Origin of the sequence: Giesbergeria anulus, assembly GCF_900111115.1 — a bacterium.
Taxonomy (GTDB): Bacteria; Pseudomonadota; Gammaproteobacteria; order Burkholderiales; family Burkholderiaceae_C; genus Simplicispira; species Simplicispira anulus.
The window spans coordinates 641130-660822 of record NZ_FOGD01000001.1 but is presented as its reverse complement, the minus strand read 5'-3'; the positions used below and the strand labels follow the sequence as shown (position 1 = coordinate 660822).

Genomic DNA, 19693 nt, shown 5'->3' with positions numbered 1-19693 from the left:
GTTTATTGTGCCGTGCTGGCGGGCAGGGTGGAGGCAAAGGTGAGCAGTGCTTCGAGCGCTGGCTTAAATTGCAGGCGGCGCACAGCGATGCTCACTGGCGCAAAAGCGCTAGCCAGCGCACTGCCTTGCAGCAATAGCTCGATCTCTTCGCTGGTGCGTTTGGCTGCCAATCGGTTGGCTTGTAGCAGGGGTTCGAGCTCGGCCAGCAGTTGGTGCAGTTGGAGGTAGTTGATACAGGTCGCCGTAGCTGGGCAAAATTCCAACGGGGTTGTCTCTTCAGGCGTAGTTGCTTTGGCGGGTGCCAGCTCTTCGCTGGCGCGCGCCAGCGTGACCTGAAAACAGAACATGCTGCCTTGGCCTGCTGTGCTTTGCACTTGTACGCTGCCACCCATGAGGTGGGTCAGTTGCCGCACGATAGAGAGCCCTAGCCCCGTGCCGCCATATTTGCGTGTGATGGAGCTATCGGCTTGGGTAAAGGCCGCAAACAGCCGCTGCACCTGCTCAGGTGTCATGCCGATGCCGGTATCGGATACCTTGCCTTGCAGGGTGATGGTATGGGCTGTTTCTGCCTGCCATGAAAAGGACAACTGCACCCCTCCGTGCGGGGTAAACTTGATAGCGTTGCTGACCAGATTGCTCAAAATCTGGCCCAAGCGCAGGGCATCGCCCACCAGATAGCGGGGCAAATGCGGATCAATATCCTGCTGCCATTGCAGTTGCTTGGCCTCTAGTTGGTGCGCAAACAGGTCGTGTACCTGTTGCACTAGGGCTGCCAGCTCAAAAGGTTCTTGTTCCAGCTCCATGCGGCCCGCCTCAATTTTGGAGTAGTCCAGAATGTCATTGAGCAATTGCAACAGCGCCTTGGCCGAGGTGTGGGCCTTGCCTAGGTAGTCGCGCTGGCGTGGTGTCAGGGGGGAGTCAAGCACCAAAGCGGTCATGCCGATGATGGCGTTCATGGGGGTGCGGATTTCGTGGCTCATGTTGGCCAAAAAATCGCTCTTGGCGCGGTTGGCGGCTTCGGCAGCCTCTTGCATCTGCTTGAGGCGTGTGATGTCTACCCGAAAGCCCACCGTGTAACCCGTAGGCGTTTTACGATCGACAATGCGCAGCCAGCGCCCATCGTGCAGTTTTTGCTCTGTCGTCTGTTGGCCGTCGCGGTGGATGAGCATGCGCTGCTGTACCCAAGCATCTTGCTCTGGCAGCGAGGCCTGAGTGAGGTTGGCATAGTTGCCCGCCCGGATACGGATGCGCAGCAGTTCTTCAAACGTTTTGCCGTGCAAGTCCAGCAGATCATGGGCCGGAATGAGGGTGCGGTACTTCTCATTGCAAAACACCAGGCGGTCGTTTTCATCGAACAGCACAAAAGCCTCGTCGATGGCCTCAATAGCGGTGCGTAGGGTCTGGGCCTGCTCTAGCAGTTCTTGCTGGGTACAGCGCAAGACTTCGGTGGCATGTTGCTGCTGCTGCACAGTGTGCAAGTAGGCATTAAAGCCTGTCACCAAGTCGGTAATCTCATCGCGTTCGGCGGGGATGGGTAAGGGCGCATGGGCTGCTTGCGGTGCTTGGCTCAGGCGCTGAAAGCGTTGGGCCACGGCGCGCAGCGGTGCTACCACCTGCCGGGCGTGGCGGTGTACCAAAACTGCCATCACGGCCAAGCAAACCAGCAGCAAGGCCAGCGCCAGCAAGGCCAAGCGTAACACTTGCGTTGTTTGCTGCGCTAAGGGCGAGGTGAGCACCAAATAACCCCCCATTTTGGCCAAGGGTACGGCAGAGAACCAGACTTGCTGCCCATCGAGCATCAAGCTTCGGTCGGGTTTGCCTTGTTGCAGCAAGCGCACCAAGGCGGGGGCCACGGGCTGGCCAAAATAGCGTTGGTCGGGGTGATGGACAAAATGGCCGCTGCGATCCGTCACCATCAGCCGTGCCAGCCCATAACCAGAGGCGTCTAGTTCGTGGTGTTTTTGAAAAATTGCATCGTTGATGCTGATGACCAGCACACCGACTACAGAATGTACCCCGGCTTTTTCATCGTAATGGCTGATGGGGTGGGTCAGGGTGTAGACCTTGTTGGGGGCCAGTCCAAGGTTGGCACCATCATCGATGCTGCGCCAGAAGGTGCCCCGGCCTGAGGCTTGGGCCTCTTGCACCAGCTGGCGTACGGTGTTTGTGGGTACGTCTTGGGCGTCTAGCGTTGCACCCACATGAAAATGCCGCCCTTGCAAGGACAATACATCCAGCGATACCAGCCCTCTGGTGCGCAAAAAATGGTTCAGGATGTAGCCAATTTGGGCGCGGGTGTTTAGGCGGCTATAGCTGTCTTCAGTGGCGCGGTCTAGCTCGTAGAGGGCACGGGCGATGGCCTCATTGCCAGCGATGTTGCTAGCCAAGTCCTCTAGCTGCTCACTGTAGAGCGTGAGCAGCTGCTGCGCCTCTTGCAGGGTGCGCTGGTTGTTGGCCGTAGTTTGCTCTAGCACCATGCCACGCGCTACATAAAAGGCACCCACACCAAACAGCAGCAAGGGCACAATGCCGGTGAGCAGCAAATACGCCACCAACCGGGTGGTGATGGTGTTGTTCCAGCGCACGGCTTAAGGTAGGCTAGAGGTAGAGGCCGTGACCAGTTGCACATCGACCAGCGTGACCAAAGGCACCTTGTCTCCGGCCAGCAAGCGATGCGCCAGCATCATCCCCTGAAAGCCTTGCTCGGCGGCCTGCTGATCGACGGTGACACTCAGGCGGCCTTTGCGCACCTCGGCCACGGCATCGTCAATGGCATCGTAGCCGCCTACCTTGACATCGCCGAGCCCTTTTTCTTGCAGGTATTGGATTGCGCCCAGTGCCATCATGTCGTTGGCCGCATAAATCAGTTGTACGCGGGGGTGGCGGGTGAGCAGCTCGCGTGTCACGCTGTAGCCCTCGTCGATTTTCCAGTGTGCGCTCTCACTGGCTACCAGTTGGACTGCGGGGTTGTCGGCTAAAGCACGTTTGGCCCCTTGCTGGCGCTGGCGGGCGTTGTCGGCGCTGCGAATGCCTTCTAGCACGATGGCTTGGGTGCCGGGGCGGGCCTCTTTGGCCAGCCACTGCGCCGCTGCATAGGCAGCCTTTTCGTTGTCTACACTCAAAAATGGGATGGGAGCTAGCCCCGCTTGCGCTACTGTTTGGGGGTCTAGGCGGTTGTCTAGATTGACCAGCTTGATACCAGCATCAGCGGCCCTTTTGAGCACCGGCACCAAACGTTGCGAGTCGCCCGGTGCAATGACGAGGGCATCTACCTTGGCGCTGATCAGGTCATCGACAATTTGGATTTGCTGCTCGATAGAAGTCTCTTGTGCTGCTACTTTGACTTGCAATTGCACGCCCAGTTGGCGTTCAGCCCGGCGTGCGCCTTGTTCCATTGCAATGAAAAAGGGGTTGGTCAGGGTTTTCATCACCAAGGCGATGGTTTTTTTCTTGTCGTCTGGCGCGGGTTTGGTGGGTGCAACGGGCACTGGTGCTGTGGTGACGCTGCTCAGTTGCAGATCGTTGGCATCTTTACAGGCCAGCAAACCCAGCAGTAGCGCAGTGGCCAAGAACATTTTACAAAAGCGGGACAACATGAAAACACTCCATGGCAGCAGTGGCTATCGAACTACGCTGCATTATTGTTTTTTTCTTGCCCATAGCAAAGCGATCTCACTCTGGCCTGCGCTATGCCACGCTTGGTAGCGTTTGGTGTTATTCGGCTTGGGCTGCTTGTTTCCATGCTTGGGTGGCTGCTGCGACATCACCGCGCCGTTCGGCCAACGCGGCTAAATGCCGCCATGCACGTCGGCGCAGACTGGCATCTGGCAATTGTTGGCTACATGGCGCCAACAATTGCTGCGCTTTGCCCCATAGTTGGCGCTGTAGGCAGGCTACACCAGCCAAGTATTGCAAGTGAACCTGCTGTGGCTGCGCTTGGGCGGCGGCCTCCATGCGGGCCAGCCAAGGGTCATCCATGCCGTGCAGGCTGGCCTCTAGGGTGCCTACCAATTTGAGGGCCAGTGTATCGCTTAAGGTACCGGGGGGTTGCTGCAACAGCGGCCACACTGGCAGCAGCCAGTGGCGCACTTGGGCCGCATCGCCCCCTAGGGTGCTCAGGCGCTGGGCGGCGTGGATGGCCAATTCTGGCATGGCCCGCTCGGTAGGTTCTAGCGTTTGCCAGACTTGTTGCAGTTGTATTGGGTCGTGGGCGCCATCGATCAGTTCGGTGGCTAGCCCGCGCACGAGGCTTTGCCCGGCGGCGGGCGAGAACGCCCGGTGTTTTGCCAGCAACCGGGCGGTTTCTAGGGCCTCTTGCGTTTGCTCGGCGTGGCGCGTTGCTTGTAGTCGGGTACGCAGTGCCAAGGTGCGCCGAGCAGCACCTTGGGGCAGTGCGGCCAGCCATTCGAGGGCGCTGCGGGCATCATGGTCTTCTAGCGCCCAACGGGCGGCGCGCAGTTGTATGCCTTCGCGCAGTACTAAATCGTGGCTGCTGCCGTAGGCTGGTGCGTGTTCTAGGGCCCGCTGCAAATGTTGCTCACGCTGCCGGTGGTCTTGCAGGGCTTGGGAGTCTTCGGCGGCGATCAGGTGGGCCAAGGCGCGCAGTACATGGGCATGGGGCAACACCTCGCCCGCCTGAGTGAGGGCCGCTTCTTGGGCCAGTGCCAGCAGGGCGGCCTTGCGCGAGCGCAAAAAGCGCCCTGCCATCCACTCAGCCAGTGCCTCTAGCAAGGCCGCGTGCATGGCCCGCTCTTTTTGTTGCAAGCGCCAGCGCTGGGCTTGGCGCGGCAGGGCCAGCAGCGCTGCCAAACCGCGCAGGGCGGCATACAGCGTGGCAAAACCCAGCGCCAACAGCAGCAGCACCAGATTGAGCGATAAATCGAGCCGATAGGGCGGCCAGAACAAGGTGACGGTGCCTTGGTTGTTGCCAGCAAACAAGGCCGACGCCACAGCAACGGCAAAAAGGGCCAAAAGCCAGAGGGCGGCACGCATGGGCTGTAGCTGCTTTCTGACCGGTGTTAGCGGCCCGCTGCCGCGCTACCGAGGGCGGCAAAGGTTTCATCCAGACGCGGCAGCTCGGTCTGCTTCATGTGCGTCTGTACCTGTTGCAGGGTAGTGGCGGCATTTTGCGTGCGCCGCGAGGCCGGATCGAAATATTTGTGGATGGCCGCGCTGGCGGCAGATAGATCGGCCCGGGCCGATTCAAACTGGCGCGCCAGCACGCCCAAGCGGGCATTGAGCAGCTTGAGCTTGAGGTTCTCGCGCAGAAAAAAGGCTTGTTCTGGGGCCAGCAAAATGGCTTCGGGCTGGTCAATGCGGCTGACACGTACCAAACTGCGCACCTCATCCCACACCACCTCGCCACCGCGCAGCAGTGCGCTTTGCCACCACGGCTGATCGGGCACGGGGGCTGCGCCATCTGAGTGCGTATTGGCTCGTGCTTGCAGGCGGCGGGTGGCGGCCCCTTGCGCTACGGCATTGTGCAGCGGCAGCTCATCGACTTGGCGCACCAGTTCATCAAGCTGGGCCAATAAGCCAGCAGTATCGGCCACCGTGGCGGTTCTCAGGCGCTCTAGATCGTGGCCCATCGCACGCTGTAGGGGCAGCAAGCGCGGCTGGGCTGCGCGCTCAATGCGCTGCTGCGCGCTCTTGAGCGATGCCACCAGTGGCTCCAGATGGCCGGTAAATTGTGCTTGTTGCTGGGCTAGGCGCAGTGCGGCCTCAATATCCACCACCAAGGTTTCATCGCGTGAGCGCGAAACACTGCGCATCAGCTCTTCTAATTGACCGCGCTGCAAAGCCACCTCGTTGAGGCGAGTTTCGGCTACGGTCAGGCGGGTGGCGGTGTCGCTGGTTTGCTCTTGGGCTTCGCGGGCCAAGGTGCGGGCCTCTACCGCTTGGGCGCCCGCATCGGCACTCTGCCGGGCCAGTTGTTCTTGGATGGTACTGAGCTTTTGCCAGAGCAAAACACTACTGGTCAAACCAGCGGCGGCCAAAACGGCTACGGCAGTCAAGCTGTAGGCCCACAGTTTGCCTGTGCCGCCGGGCACGGCAGCCTCTGGTGCCACCGCAGCCCCCGTGGGTGGCACTGGGGCTGCGGCAGACGGGGCGGAAGAAGGCGCGGGACTCATGGCATGGATTCTATCGAGGCAGCCACATCCTTGAGGGCCGGGCGGCATTGCGCCACGGTACCAAAGCCCAGTCCCTGTGCCGCTGCTGCAATGCGCGGGTGCGTGGCCAAGGCGTGGGCTTGCTGCCAAAGCTGTGCAGGCAGCAGTGTGGGCAGATGGGCGATGGCTTGCGAGCTGCTGAATAGCCATAGCGAGCCATCACTGGCGGCCTGCACGGCCAGTGCTTGTTCGGCGGCAGTCCAAATGGGTGCGCTGCGCTGGTAGGCCACCACCTTGTCCACCACGGCACCCTGTTGCTGCAATTGCTGCGCCAGCCAATCGCGGCCTGAGCCTTCGTGGGTGCCTTCTTGATCGCTGCCACGCACAATCAGCACCCGGTGGCCGGACTGGACTTGCGGGCGCACTTGGCTCCAGAGTGCTTCAGAATCAAATTGGGGCGCATCGGCGGCAGGCTGGTCGATCAAACCGTGCGCTAAGCCCAAAGCAGCCAAGACACGGGCGGTGCCAGGGCCCGGTGCCCAGATTCTGGGCGATGGCCCACTGCCCGCTTGTACGGCTAGCGCCTGCACCACTGCTGGGGTAAAGAAATGCCGCGCCGCCTGCCCACTCACCACCATAATGGCTTGGTAGTGGCTTAGTTGTGCCTGTGCGCTGTGCAATCGCGTCAAGGTGGCCGCGTCGCGGGGCGCATGGGTAGCCAGCAGCGGCAAAGCCAGCGCGTGCAGGCCACGCGCCTGCAAGGCGCTTACCCATTGCAGCGCTTCGGGTTGGGGGCGGGTAATCAGGATACGCGGGGGCATGGCCTTAGCCAGCGCCACCGGCACGCAATTGTGCTGCTACGGCTTGGCCCAGTGCATCGGCCTCGGCCAAGGTGCTCACATTGGCGCTGGCGCTGGTACGCACCAAAGCCGTGTGCTGTTCTGGATCGCCCCAAGCGGCATCTAGCCGTAGCTGTTGGCCCTCTAGCACCGCATGGGCCGCCAGCGGCATCGAGCAACTGCCACCCAAGCAGCGGCTTACGGTGCGCTCTGCCGTCACGCGCAGCCAAGTGGGCTGGTGCGCTAACGGGGCCAAGGCGGCGATCAAATCTTGGCGATCACTGCGCACTTCAATGCCCAAGGCCCCTTGGCCTGCGGCGGGCAGCATCTCCGTGGGGGCAAAAATCATGCGGATGCGTTCGTGCAAGTTCAAGCGTTTCAGCCCGGCGGCAGCCAGCACGATGGCGTCGTATTGGCCCTCGTCCAATTTGCGCAGCCGGGTATCCAAGTTGCCACGCAGGGGCTGGATGTTCAAGTCGGGGCGCAGGGCTTGCAGCAGCACCTGACGGCGCAGGCTGGAGGTGCCCACCACTGCTCCCGTGGGCAAATCTTGCAAGCTGGCATAGCGGGGCGAGACAAACGCATCGTGCGGGTCTTCGCGCTCCATGACGCAGGCCAAGGCAAAGCCTTCGGGCAGCTCCATCGGCACATCCTTGAGTGAATGCACGGCAATGTCAGCGCGGCCATCGTGCAGCGCTGTTTCTAATTCTTTGACAAACAGTCCCTTGCCACCGACCTTGCTCAGGCTGCGATCCAAAATTTGGTCGCCCAGCGTGGTCATGCCCAGCAAAGATACGGCGTGGCCGCGCGCTTGCAGTAGGGCTTGTACGTGTTCGGCCTGCCACAGTGCCAAGCGGCTTTCGCGCGTAGCAATAACGATGGGGGGGAGGGAAGGGGCTTGGAAAGTCATCGAAACGGGCAGGGCAAAAGAAAGGGCAGATTCAAGGAACAAAACCAGCCCTACTGCAACCGGGTGGGCTGAAAGGGCGTCAGTTTCGGATGCTAGCATGGCCCCAGTTTTAAAACCATTGAGCAGGAGACTCAACCAAAATGACTTCGTCCCATCGCAAGACTGAAGCCCCCTCGGTGCGCAAATCTGACAAAGATGCACCCCTGATCCAAGATATCCGCCTATTGGGGCGTATTTTGGGTGATGTAATCCGCGAGCAAGAAGGCGTAGAAGCCTTTGAGCTGATTGAGCAGGTGCGCAAGCTCTCAGTGGCCTTCCGCCGAGATGCCGACCACGATGCCGACAAGGCGCTCAAAAAGCTGCTCAAGGGCCTGACTGGCGACCAGACGGTGAGCGTGATTCGCGCCTTCACTTACTTTAGCCATTTGGCCAATCTGGCCGAAGACCGCCACCACATCCGCCGCCGCACCATCCGTGAGCGGGCGGGCGATACGCAAGAGGGCAGCATTGCTGTGGCCTTGTCGCGCTTGCGCTGGGAGGGCATTGCCCCCAGTACCATTGCCGAGGCGCTGGCTAGCAGTTATGTCGCTCCGGTGCTCACCGCCCACCCTACCGAGGTGCAGCGCAAGAGCATTTTGGACGCCGAGCGCGATATTGCCCAGCTCTTGAGCACCCGCGACGACATCGTCGAGCGCGCCCAGCTCTACAACAGTGCCAAAGACGCCCTCACGCCCCGTGCCTTGGCTGCGAATGAGGCCCATTTGCGCGCCCGTGTGGCCCAGTTGTGGCAAACCCGCCTGCTGCGCTACAGCAAGCTGACGGTGGCCGATGAGATCGAAAACGCCCTGTCTTACTACGAGGCTACCTTTCTGCGTGAAATCCCACGCCTGTATGCTGAATTGGAAAGCGAACTGGGCGATTTGCACGTCCACAGCTTTTTGCGCATGGGCCAATGGATTGGCGGCGACCGCGATGGCAACCCCAACGTCAGTGCCGCCACCTTGCAACAAGCACTGCGCCGCCAAAGCGAAGTGGCCCTGCGCCACTACCTGACCGAAGTGCATTTGCTGGGCAGTGAGTTGTCCATTTCGGCACGGCTGGTGGGCCTCAGCCCCGAGATGCAAGCTTTGGCTGAAACCTCGCCCGACAGCAACGCTCATCGCCAAGATGAACCCTACCGCCGCGCCCTGATAGGCACCTATGCCCGCTTGGCCGCTACCTTGCAGCAGTTGACTGGCACCGAAGCGGCCTTGCACGCCGTAGCACCGCAAAACGCCTATGGCGACGCTGCCGAGTTTTTGGCCGAACTGCGCACCATCGCCACCTCTCTGCAAGCCCACCACGGCGCTGCGATGGTGCCTGAACGTTTGCGCCCCTTGATGCGCGCGGTAGAGGTGTTTGGCTTCCATCTGGCTACGGTGGATTTGCGCCAAAGCTCCGATCAGCACGAGCTGGTGATTGCCGAACTGCTGGCCGTGGCCCAAGTAGAGCCGCACTATGCCGATTTGAGCGAGGCCGCCAAGCGCTCGGTGTTGATGCGCTTGTTGCAAGATGCGCGTCCGTTGCGTGTGCATGGTGTGCCTTACTCCGAGCACACCCAAAGCGAACTGGCTATTTTTGAGGCCGCGCTGCGCATGCGCCAGCGCTACGGCGCTGAGGCCATCCGTCACTACATCATCAGCCACACCGAAACGGTGAGCGATTTGCTCGAAGTGCTGTTGCTGCAAAAAGAAGTCGGCCTGTTGCGTGGCACCCTCGGCCACGAATCGGCGGCGCTAGGCCAAGCCCATGCCGATTTGATCGTCGTGCCGCTGTTTGAGACCATCGAAGACTTGCGCAACGCTCCGACCATCATGCGCGAGTTCTACCAGTTGCCCGACATTGCTGCCTTGGTGCGTCGCAGCGGTGGCGAGCAAGACGTGATGCTCGGCTACTCTGATAGCAACAAAGACGGCGGCATTTTTACCAGCAATTGGGAGCTATACCGCGCCGAGATTGCGCTGGTCGAGTTGTTTGACGAGTTGTCTGCGGGCAACACGCCGATCCGTTTGCGCATGTTCCACGGGCGCGGCGGCACCGTAGGCCGGGGCGGTGGCCCCAGCTACCAAGCCATTTTGGCGCAGCCTCCGGGCACGGTGCGCGGCCAGATTCGCCTGACCGAGCAAGGCGAAGTGATTGCCTCCAAATATGCCAACCCCGAAATTGGCCGCCGCAACCTCGAAACCTTGGTCGCTGCCACGCTAGAGGCCACTTTGTTGCAGCCGACCAAATCAGCCACACCCGACTTTTTGGACGCCGCCGCCCAGTTATCCCAAGCGAGCATGGATGCCTACCGGGCGCTGGTTTATGAAACCCCCGGTTTTACAGATTACTTCTTCAATTCCACGCCCATTCGCGAGATTGCCGAACTCAATATCGGTTCACGTCCAGCCTCGCGCAAGCCGTCGCAGAAAATTGAAGACTTGCGCGCCATCCCGTGGGGCTTTAGCTGGGGCCAGTGCCGCCTGACGCTGCCGGGCTGGTACGGTTTTGGTGCGGCGGTAGAAGCCTTTTTGCACGCTGAGGGCACCGACCCCAAGGCCCAGCTGGCGCTGCTACGCAAGATGTACCGCCAGTGGCCGTTCTTTAGCACGCTGCTCTCTAACATGGACATGGTGCTGGCCAAGAGCGATTTGGCGTTGGCCTCGCGCTACAGCGAGCTGGTAGACAACGCCCGTCTGCGCAAAAAGATCTTCAGCACTATTGAGGCCGAATGGCACCGCACCGCCGATGCCTTGTCCCGTATCACGGGCGAGAAGCAGCGGCTGGTCAACAACACGGCGTTGGCGCGTTCTATCCGCCACCGTTTCCCGTACATTGATCCCCTACACCACTTGCAGGTGGAGCTGGTACGCCGCTGGCGCGGTGGTCAAGGCGATGAGCGGGTGCAGACGGGTATCCACATCTCCATCAATGGTATTGCGGCAGGGTTGCGCAATACCGGCTAACTGGCTTTCATGCATGAGCAACCAGCCGTTGGATTTGGTACATCGACCAAGTGAAGACGGTGGCTAAAGCTACTGCGGCACCGGCAAAGGTGCCGCAGTAGGCTGGCCCTTTTGCGCACGCTCGGCCTGTTCGCGTAGCACCTGCTGTTTGTGCGCTTGCGCAGCGGCGAGTCTTTCCCGTTGCTGTTGTTGCGCTTGCGTGGCCTGCTGCGCCGCCTCTTGCTGGCGTGCTTGGCGCTGCTCAGCCCGAATCACCGCCAGCCGAGGGTCTGTGCGGCGTTTTTCCAGACCTGCCCCACTCCTTGGCGTAGGTTTTTTGGGCGCTTTAGCCTCGCCAGTGGGTAGATGCTCGCGTTGGCGTGCTTCAATGCTTTGCAGGCGCTGCGCCGCACGCTCGCGCCGTTCTTGCAAATTGAGTTGGTTTTCGCGGGCGCGCAAAACGTCTTTGGCTTGGCGTACTTTGCGCCGTTCGGCGCGCAAGCAGTCTTCTACGGCAAAGCGCTGCTGGCACGCAGTCTCGGCCAACCTCAAGGCCGCATCCAACTGGGCGCGTTCTTGGCGCAGGGTGGCACGTTCATCGGTTTGGGCCACGCTGTGGCCGTGGAGCAGCACCAGCGCGCACGCCAGCCCGATTTGGGGCCAGCCTTGCAAAAATGGGCGTATCTGCATCAGGTCAATCCGGTATCCACTACCCGGCGCTCCAATGCCAGAAATTCTTTCGATTGCATCTCATTGAGTCGCGACACCGTGCGCGGAAACTCGTGCGCCAGTGGCCCGTCGGTATAAAGCTCTTCGGGCGGCACGGCGGCAGAAATCACCAGCTTCACGCGCCGGTCATAAAGCACATCCACCAGCCACGTAAAGCGCCGCGCTGGTGACGCCATACTCACAGGCATATGCGGCACATTCGACAGCAACACGGTATGAAATTGGTTGGCAATTTCTAAATAGTCGTTTTGTGAGCGTGGGCCACCGCACAGCTCCCGAAAATCCAACCACACCACACCACCAGCTTTGCGCCGGGCACGAATTTCTCGCGCTTCAATGTGCAATATTGGGTCTTCGTCGTGGATTTCAGCCAGTTGGTCAAAAGTTTTGCCCATCTCGGCATCGGCCTGCTCCCCCAAGGGGCAGTGGTAGAGCTTGGCATTCTCTAGCGTGCGGCGGCGGTAGTCGGTGCCGTTGTCCACATTAATCACTTGCATGCGCTGGTTCAATAGCGCAATAGCAGGCAAAATGCGGTCGCGGTGCAGGCCATTAGGATAAAGACCATCCGGCTCAAAATTGGAGGTGGTGACAAAACCCACACCATTCTCAAACAGCGCCACCAGCAGGCGGTGCAAAATCATGGCGTCAGTAATATCGGCCACATGGAACTCATCAAAACAAATGAGTTTGTAGCGTTTGGAGATGCGCGCACCTAGCACATCCAATGGGTTTTGTGTGCCTTGCAACACCGCCAGCTCGCGGTGTACCTCGCGCATAAATTCATGAAAATGCAGCCGCACTTTGCGCTTAAGCGGCACGGCATTAAAAAAGCAGTCCATCAGAAAGCTTTTGCCACGCCCAACGCCGCCAAACATATATACCCCCTTAGGGATATCGGGGCGGTTAATCAATTTTTTGAGCGCATTGGAGCGGCGTGACTTGTATACCGCCCACTCTTGGGCGCAGCGCTCTAAGGCCTGCACGGCGCGCAGTTGGGCTGGGTCACTCTGAAAGCCCTTGGCTACCAGTTCGGCCTCATAGGCCTGAAGAACGGAAACGGACAAAATCAGCCCCCTTGCTCTACAAAAAGAAAATCTCTGGTGCCCGACGTGCGGACACCAGAGTTATAAATCACCGCAATACTGTGGGTGAAAACCGTTGAAAAGGTTTAGAAGTTTAGCGTGCGCTTGTCCACGGCCAAAGCTGCTTCTTTGGTGGCTTCACTCAAAGAGGGGTGGGCATGGCAGATGCGGGCGATGTCTTCGGCGCTGGCCTTAAATTCCATCGCTACCACGGCTTCAGAGATCAGCTCGGATGCCATGGGGCCAACAATGTGGACGCCCAAAATCTCGTCGGTGGTGGCATCAGCCAAGAACTTGACCATGCCAGTGGTGTCACCCAAGGCACGGGCGCGGCCATTGGCCAAGAACGGGAAGGTACCGGCCTTGTATTTCACGCCGTCGGCCTTGAGTTGTTGCTCAGTGCGGCCCACCCATGCAATTTCGGGGCTGGTGTAAATCACCCAAGGAATGGTGTTGAAATTCACATGGCCGTGTTGGCCAGCAATGCGCTCGGCCACGGCCACGCCTTCTTCTTCGGCCTTGTGTGCCAGCATGGGGCCACGCACCACGTCACCCACCGCCCAGACGCCGGGCAGATTGGTCTTGCAGTCGCCATCGACCACAATCGCGCCGCGCTCGTCCAGTTGCAGACCCACAGCTTCGGCATTGAGGCCGTTGGTGTTGGGCACGCGACCAACCGATACAATGAGCTTGTCGGCGTCCAGCGTTTGGGCTTCGCCCTTGGCATTGGTGTAGGCGATGGAGACGCCCTTTTTGCCATTCTTGATGTCGCCAACCTTCACGCCCAGCTCAATCTTCAGGCCTTGCTTGTCAAAGGCTTTTTTGGCTTCCTTGGCGATTTGTTCGTCCACAGCACCCAAGAAGGTGGGCAGACCTTCCAAAATGGTCACGTCGGCACCCAGACGACGCCAGACCGAACCCATTTCCAGACCAATCACGCCAGAGCCAATCAGGGCGAGCTTTTTGGGCACAGCGCCAATGCGCAATGCGCCATCGTTGGACAGCACGTTTTCTTCGTCAAACGGTGTGCCGGGCAAGGCACGGGCGTTGGAGCCAGTCGCGATGATGACTTGCTTGGCTACCAAGGTTTCGGGTTTGTCGCCAGCCACTTGGACTTCGTAGCCGCCTTCGACCGCCTTGGCAAAAGAGCCACGACCGTGGAAGAAGCTGACCTTGTTCTTTTTGAACAGGTACAAGATGCCGTCGTTGTTTTGCTTGACGACGTTGTCCTTGCGGGCAATCATCTTGGCCACATCCATCTTCACGTCTTTAGCGCTGATGCCGTGCTCGGCAAAATGGTGGTTGGCGTGGTCAAAGTGCTCAGACGATTGCAGCAGCGCCTTGGAGGGGATGCAACCGACGTTGGTGCAGGTGCCGCCGGGTGCGGGGCCGCCCTTGTCGTTCTTCCATTCGTCGATACAAGCGACGTTAAAACCCAGTTGGGCGGCACGGATGGCGGCAATATAACCACCGGGGCCAGCGCCAATCACCACGACATCAAATGCTTTGCTCATAAAAATCTTTCTTAATCGGTTCAAAAAAACCCACCGATGGGCACCAGCGCAAGCTGGGCCACATGGGTGGGCTAATCGGTCAGGGTTTAGATGTCAAACAGCAGGCGCGAAGGATCTTCCAGCGCTTCCTTCATCGCTACCAAGCCCAGCACAGCCTCACGACCGTCAATGATGCGGTGGTCGTAAGACATGGCCAAGTAGTTCATCGGACGGATGACGATCTGGCCGTTTTCCACCACAGCGCGATCTTTGGTGGCGTGAACCCCCAAGATGGCCGATTGTGGGGGGTTGATGATGGGGGTAGACAGCATGGAGCCGAAGGTGCCGCCATTGGAGATGGAGAAGGTGCCGCCGGTCATTTCTTCCATGCCCAGCTTGCCTTCTTGGGCCTTCTTGCCAAATTCAGCGATTTTCTTTTCGATGTCGGCAAAGCTCATTTGGTCGGCGTTGCGCAAAATAGGCACCACCAAGCCACGGGGCGAACCCACAGCGATACCGATATCAAAGTAACCGTGGTAAACGATGTCGTTGCCATCCACTGAGGCGTTGAGCACCGGGAACTTCTTCAGTGCGTGCACTGCGGCCTTGACAAAGAAGCTCATGAAGCCGATCTTGACGCCGTGCTCTTTGCTGAAGGCGTCTTGGAACTTCTTGCGCATTTCCATCACTGGGGCCATGTTCACTTCATTGAACGTGGTCAGGATGGCGTTGGTCGATTGCGATTGCAACAGACGCTCGGCTACACGGGCGCGCAGGCGGCTCATGGGCACGCGCTGTTCAGGGCGGTCACCCAGTTCTAGTTTGGATGAAGGTGCTGCCACCTGGGGCAGGGCCTTGGTGGGCACGCCGGTTGGGATGACGGCAGCAGTGGATTGCACGCCACCGGCTACAGCAGCCAGCACGTCGCCCTTGGTCACGCGGCCATCTTTGCCGGTGCCGGTCACGGCAGAGACCGACAGGTTGTTGTCGGCCAGCAGCTTGGCGGCGGCAGGCATTGCCACGTCGCCCTTGTTGGCAGCGGCAGCAGCAGGAGCAGCCACGGGAGCCGCAGCAGCGGGGGCGGCGGCAGGAGCTGCCGCACCGGCCTTGCCTTCGGTGTCGATTTTGGCGATGAGTTGCTCGGCAGTCACGGTGGCACCGTCGCCTTGGATGATTTCGGCCAGCACGCCAGCGGCGGGAGCGGGCACTTCCAGCACCACCTTGTCGGTTTCGATTTCAATCAGGATTTCATCGATAGCCACGGCCTCACCGGCCTTTTTCTTCCACGTCAGCATGGTGGCTTCGGCCACGGATTCGGACAGTTGCGGAACTTTAACTTCTACGATTGCCATTTCAATTCTTTCGGTAAAGGGTTTTGTTCTGAATTCGGGTTGCTGACCTTACTTGGGCAGGACAAAACCCTTGAGCTTGGCAAATGCGCCTTCGACCAGCGCCTTTTGCTGTTCTTGGTGCAGGTGCGAGTAACCCACGGCAGGCGATGCCGAGGCAGCGCGACCCGAGTAGCCCAGCTTTTGCCCATCGAGCATGTTTTCGTGGATGTTGTGCTGGATGAAGAACCAAGCGCCTTGGTTTTGTGGTTCATCTTGGCACCAGACGATGTCGGTGGCGTTGGGGTACTTTTTCAGTTCCGCAGCAAAGGCTTTGTGTGGGAACGGATAGAGTTGTTCAACGCGGATGATGGCCACATCGGTGATTTCCTTCTCGGCGCGCTTTTTCACCAAGTCGTAGTACACCTTGCCTGAGCAAGCCACTACGCGCTTGACCTTGTCGGCCTTTTTGGTGATGGCTTCGTCTTGCTCGGCAATCACAGTTTGGAAGATGCCCGAGGTGAACTCAGACAGCGGCGAGGTCGCATCCTTGTTACGCAGCAGCGATTTGGGTGTGAAGATGACCAAGGGCTTGCGCAGATCGCGCACCATTTGGCGGCGCAGCACATGGAAAATCTGGCTGGCGGTGGTGGGTTGCACCAGCTGCATATTGGTATCAGCGGCCAATTGCAAGAAACGCTCGACGCGGGCCGAGCTGTGCTCTGGGCCTTGGCCTTCGTAGCCGTGGGGCAGCATCAAGGTCAGGCCATTGGCACGGCCCCACTTGACTTCACCAGAGGCGATGAACTGGTCAATCACCACTTGGGCGCCGTTGGCGAAGTCGCCAAACTGGCCTTCCCAGATCACCAGCGAGCTGGGGTCAGAACCGGCGTAGCCGTATTCAAAGCCCATCACTGCCTCTTCAGACAGGATGGAGTCAATGACGACAAACGGGGCTTGGTTTTCGGCCACGTTTTGCAGGGGCACATAGGTGCCGGTATCCCACTTTTCGCGGTTTTGGTCGTGAATGACGGCGTGGCGGTGCGTGAAGGTGCCACGGCCACAGTCTTCGCCCGACAGGCGCACGGGGTAGCCGCTGGCTACCAACGAGGCAAACGCCATGTGCTCGCCCATGCCCCAGTCCACATTGATCTCGCCCCGGCCCATTGCGGCGCGGTCGTCATAGACCTTTTTCACCAATTGGTGTGGTGTCAGGGTGGCAGGTAGGGTGGTGAGCTTTTCGGACAGGCGCTTCCACTCGGTCAGTGGGATGCCCGTTTCGCCAGCGTCCGTCCACTTTTTGCCCACAAAGGGCGACCAGTCAATGGCGTACTTGCTCTTGAAGTTGGTCAGGACTGGATCGGAGGTGTGTTGGCCGGCGTCCATTGCAGCACGGTAAGCCTTGACCATGTCGTCGCCCAGCGTTTCGCCCAAGCCTTGTGCGGCCAGCTTGTCAGCGTACAGCTTGCGGGTGCCGGGATGCTGGCTGATCTTTTTGTACATCAGCGGCTGGGTCAGCGCGGGGGTATCTTGCTCGTTGTGGCCCAGCTTGCGGAAGCAAATGATGTCCAAAACGATGTCTTTGCGGAACTCCATGCGGAATTCGAGCGCCAATTGCATGGCCAAAACCACGGCTTCTGGGTCATCACCATTGACGTGCAGCACGGGCGACTCGATCATCTTGACGATGTCGGTGCAGTACAGCGTCGAGCGCATGTCGCGGGGGTCAGAGGTGGTAAAGCCAATCTGGTTGTTGATAATCAGATGGACGGTGCCGCCGGTGCTGTAGCCACGGGTTTCAGACAAGGCCAGCGTTTCTTGGTTCACGCCTTGACCGCCAAAGGCGGCATCACCGTGTACCAACACGGGCAGCACTTGGCTACCCTTGGGATCGCCACGGCGATCCATACGAGCGCGCACCGAGCCTTCAACCACGGGGTTGACGATCTCCAAGTGCGAAGGATTAAAGGCCAGCGACAAATGCACTGGGCCGCCTGCGGTAGAGACGTCGGAGCTAAAACCTTGGTGGTATTTAACGTCACCGGCGGGCAGGTCTTCGGGGGCGGTGTGGTCAAACTCGGCAAACAAATCCTTGGGCAGCTTGCCCAAGGTGTTGACCAGCACGTTCAGGCGGCCACGGTGGGCCATGCCGATAACGATTTCTTGCACGCCCTTGGCACCGGCTTGCTGGATCAGCTCGTCCATCGCGGCGATGAAGCTTTCGCCACCTTCGAGCGAGAAGCGCTTTTGGCCGACGTACTTGGTGTGCAGGTAGCGCTCTAGGCCTTCGGCAGCGGTCAGGCGGTCGAGGATGTGCTTTTTCTTGTCCGCATTGAATTGGGGCTTGCTACGGATGGTTTCGAGTTTCTGTTGCCACCAGCGCTTTTGGTTCTGGTCGGTGGTGTGCATGAACTCGGCACCGATGGTGCCGCAGTAGGTTTCGCGCAGTGCGTTGATCAGCTCGCGCAGCGGCATGCTGTCTTTGCCGAAGAACGTGTTGCTGGTGTTGAACACGGTTTCTTGGTCAGCGTCGCTGAAGCCGTAGAACGATGGTTCTAGCTCAGGAATGGCGGGGCGCTCGGTGCGCTTGAGCGGATCAAGATCGGCCCAACGTTGACCGACATTGCGGTAAGCGGCAATCAATTGCTGCGCGGCGGTGCGCTTGCGGCCCAAGTCGGAATCAGCACCACTGGCCAGCACGACCTTGGTGCCGCCTTGTTTGGCGCGCTCGGCAAAGGCATTGACCACCGGCAGGTGTGGAACGTCTTTGGCGTTGGAGCCATCGACGGCGGGCACATGTTGCAGCGCGTCGAAGTAGTCGCGCCATGTATCAGGCACGCTACCGGGGTTGGCGAGGTAGTTCTCGTACATCTCTTCGACATAAGGCGCATTGCCGCCGAAGAGGTAGGTGTTGCCTTGGTAGGCTTGGTAGACGGATGTCTTATCGCTCATATTTTCCGCTGACCTCAGCTTTCCTGAAGAAAGCATTAGCTGGTTTAAGAAACCTTCCGCGACACGGCTGAACCGATTGGCGGATGCGACTGTGGCTGGGAAGGGCCTGTTCACCCCAGATTGTGCCACTGAAAACCCCTGCTCGCCTGCTAGGAGTTTCCCTTGTGGCGTACATTGGGCCACTTGATCGGACTACTGCGCATGAATTCCTCCTCACTACAGCACAAAACTTTTTTATTTCTGCTGGTCTGTGCCTCACTGGCCTTTGCAGCGGTGCTGTGGCCGTTTTACGATGCGGTGTTCTGGGGCGTAGTGTTGGCTATTTTGTTTGCACCTCTGCATCGGCGTCTGTTGCAGCGGCTACCGCAGTACCCCAATTTGGTAGCGCTGCTCATGCTGGGCCTGTGTTTGTTGGTGGTCATTTTGCCCATGACGCTGCTCAGTCTGTCCTTGATTCAACAAGCTACCCATATTTACGATCTGCTGCGTTCGGGAGAGCTTGATCTGGGTGCTTATTTCAAGCAAATCATTGGGGCCTTACCCGCTTGGGCGGTAGACTTGTTGGCACGCTTAGAGTTGACCAGCATGGACGCTGTGCAGCGCAAACTGTCGGCGGTGGCCGTGCAGGCCAGTCAGTTGATTGCTACCCGTGCGTTCAATATTGGCCAAAATACGTTTCAGTTTTTAATCAGCGTGGGCATCATGCTGTATCTGCTGTTTTTTCTGCTACGCGACGGCGCTGTTTTGGTGGCACGGGTGCGCGATGCAGTGCCCCTCAATGAGGCGCACAAGCGCCATCTGGTGAGCAAATTTACTACCGTGATCCGGGCGACGGTCAAAGGCAACGTGATGGTGGCGGCATCGCAAGGGATGCTGGGTGGCTTTATTTTTGGCGTGCTGGGCATCCAAGGCGCAGTGCTTTGGGGCGTGCTGATGGCCTTCTTATCCCTGCTGCCTGCGGTGGGAGCTGGGCTGATTTGGGGGCCTGTGGCACTGTATTTTTTGGCCGTGGGCGCTACCAGCAAGGCGCTGATCTTGGCCGCCTTTGGCGTGGGTGTGATTGGGTTGGTGGACAACGTGCTGCGCCCGATTTTGGTGGGTAAAGATACCAAAATGCCCGACTACGTGGTGCTGATCTCGACCTTGGGCGGCATGGCGTTGCTGGGCCTCAATGGCTTTGTCATTGGCCCGGTGATTGCAGCCCTGTTTATGGCTACTTGGGATATTTTTGCCGCCGAAAACAACAGCCGTTCACCGCCCCCTTGACGGGGATGGTGCAGAGGA

The 19693-nt window shown here is 59.4% G+C and carries 13 protein-coding genes; 2 read left to right on the top strand and 11 right to left on the bottom strand.

What is annotated here, in order from left to right:
* Positions 1-2: 2 nt before the first annotated feature.
* The 6 genes from BMX55_RS03065 to hemC form a co-directional block, all read right to left on the bottom strand.
* Entirely contained in the window at positions 3-2585 is a 2583-nt protein-coding gene (locus tag BMX55_RS03065; RefSeq protein WP_091452522.1) for an ATP-binding protein, read from the bottom strand.
* Between the two features lie 3 nt (positions 2586-2588).
* A complete protein-coding gene (locus tag BMX55_RS03060; protein WP_218144454.1) occupies positions 2589-3596 on the bottom strand; it encodes a substrate-binding domain-containing protein in 1008 nt (335 codons plus the stop codon).
* A 118-nt stretch (positions 3597-3714) separates the two neighbouring features.
* Entirely contained in the window at positions 3715-4992 is a 1278-nt protein-coding gene (locus BMX55_RS03055) for a heme biosynthesis protein HemY (RefSeq protein ID WP_091452515.1), read from the bottom strand.
* A gap of 26 nt (positions 4993-5018) precedes the next feature.
* Positions 5019-6131 carry a uroporphyrinogen-III C-methyltransferase gene (locus tag BMX55_RS03050; RefSeq protein WP_091452512.1) on the bottom strand — a complete coding sequence of 371 codons (1113 nt, stop codon included), beginning with the start codon at positions 6129-6131 and terminating at the stop codon, positions 5019-5021.
* Entirely contained in the window at positions 6128-6931 is an 804-nt protein-coding gene (locus BMX55_RS03045; RefSeq protein WP_091453167.1) for a uroporphyrinogen-III synthase, read from the bottom strand. The genes BMX55_RS03050 and BMX55_RS03045 overlap by 4 nt, the downstream gene beginning before the upstream one ends.
* A 4-nt stretch (positions 6932-6935) precedes the next feature.
* Complete coding sequence (hemC, locus tag BMX55_RS03040; RefSeq protein WP_091452510.1) at positions 6936-7859, bottom strand: hydroxymethylbilane synthase; 924 nt, start codon at positions 7857-7859, stop codon at positions 6936-6938.
* A 140-nt stretch (positions 7860-7999) separates the two neighbouring features.
* Here hemC and ppc point away from each other — a divergent pair, with 140 nt between their 5' ends.
* On the top strand, positions 8000-10846 hold the full coding sequence (gene ppc / locus BMX55_RS03035) for a phosphoenolpyruvate carboxylase (RefSeq protein WP_091452507.1): 2847 nt from the start codon (positions 8000-8002) through the stop codon (positions 10844-10846).
* A gap of 69 nt (positions 10847-10915) precedes the next feature.
* Here the strand turns inward: ppc and BMX55_RS03030 are convergent, their stop codons facing one another.
* From BMX55_RS03030 to BMX55_RS03010, 5 genes are all read right to left on the bottom strand, one after another.
* The gene (locus tag BMX55_RS03030; RefSeq protein WP_091452504.1) at positions 10916-11515 is read right to left on the bottom strand and encodes a hypothetical protein; all 600 of its coding nucleotides are present in this window, start codon (positions 11513-11515) and stop codon (positions 10916-10918) included.
* On the bottom strand, positions 11515-12618 hold the full coding sequence (gene zapE / locus BMX55_RS03025) for a cell division protein ZapE (protein ID WP_091452501.1): 1104 nt from the start codon (positions 12616-12618) through the stop codon (positions 11515-11517). The genes BMX55_RS03030 and zapE overlap by 1 nt, the downstream gene beginning before the upstream one ends.
* Before the next feature lie 104 nt (positions 12619-12722).
* Positions 12723-14150 carry a dihydrolipoyl dehydrogenase gene (gene lpdA, locus BMX55_RS03020; protein ID WP_091452499.1) on the bottom strand — a complete coding sequence of 476 codons (1428 nt, stop codon included), beginning with the start codon at positions 14148-14150 and terminating at the stop codon, positions 12723-12725.
* Positions 14151-14236: 86 nt separating this feature from the next.
* Positions 14237-15481: a 2-oxoglutarate dehydrogenase complex dihydrolipoyllysine-residue succinyltransferase gene (odhB, locus tag BMX55_RS03015; RefSeq protein WP_091452496.1), complete on the bottom strand. Its 1245-nt coding sequence runs from the start codon at positions 15479-15481 to the stop codon at positions 14237-14239.
* A 48-nt stretch (positions 15482-15529) separates the two neighbouring features.
* On the bottom strand, positions 15530-18409 hold the full coding sequence (locus tag BMX55_RS03010) for a 2-oxoglutarate dehydrogenase E1 component (RefSeq protein ID WP_091452492.1): 2880 nt from the start codon (positions 18407-18409) through the stop codon (positions 15530-15532).
* Positions 18410-18610: 201 nt separating this feature from the next.
* On the opposite strand from BMX55_RS03010, the gene BMX55_RS03005 reads away from it, so the two are divergent.
* Positions 18611-19675 carry an AI-2E family transporter gene (locus BMX55_RS03005; RefSeq protein ID WP_091452490.1) on the top strand — a complete coding sequence of 355 codons (1065 nt, stop codon included), beginning with the start codon at positions 18611-18613 and terminating at the stop codon, positions 19673-19675.
* Positions 19676-19693: the final 18 nt, after the last annotated feature.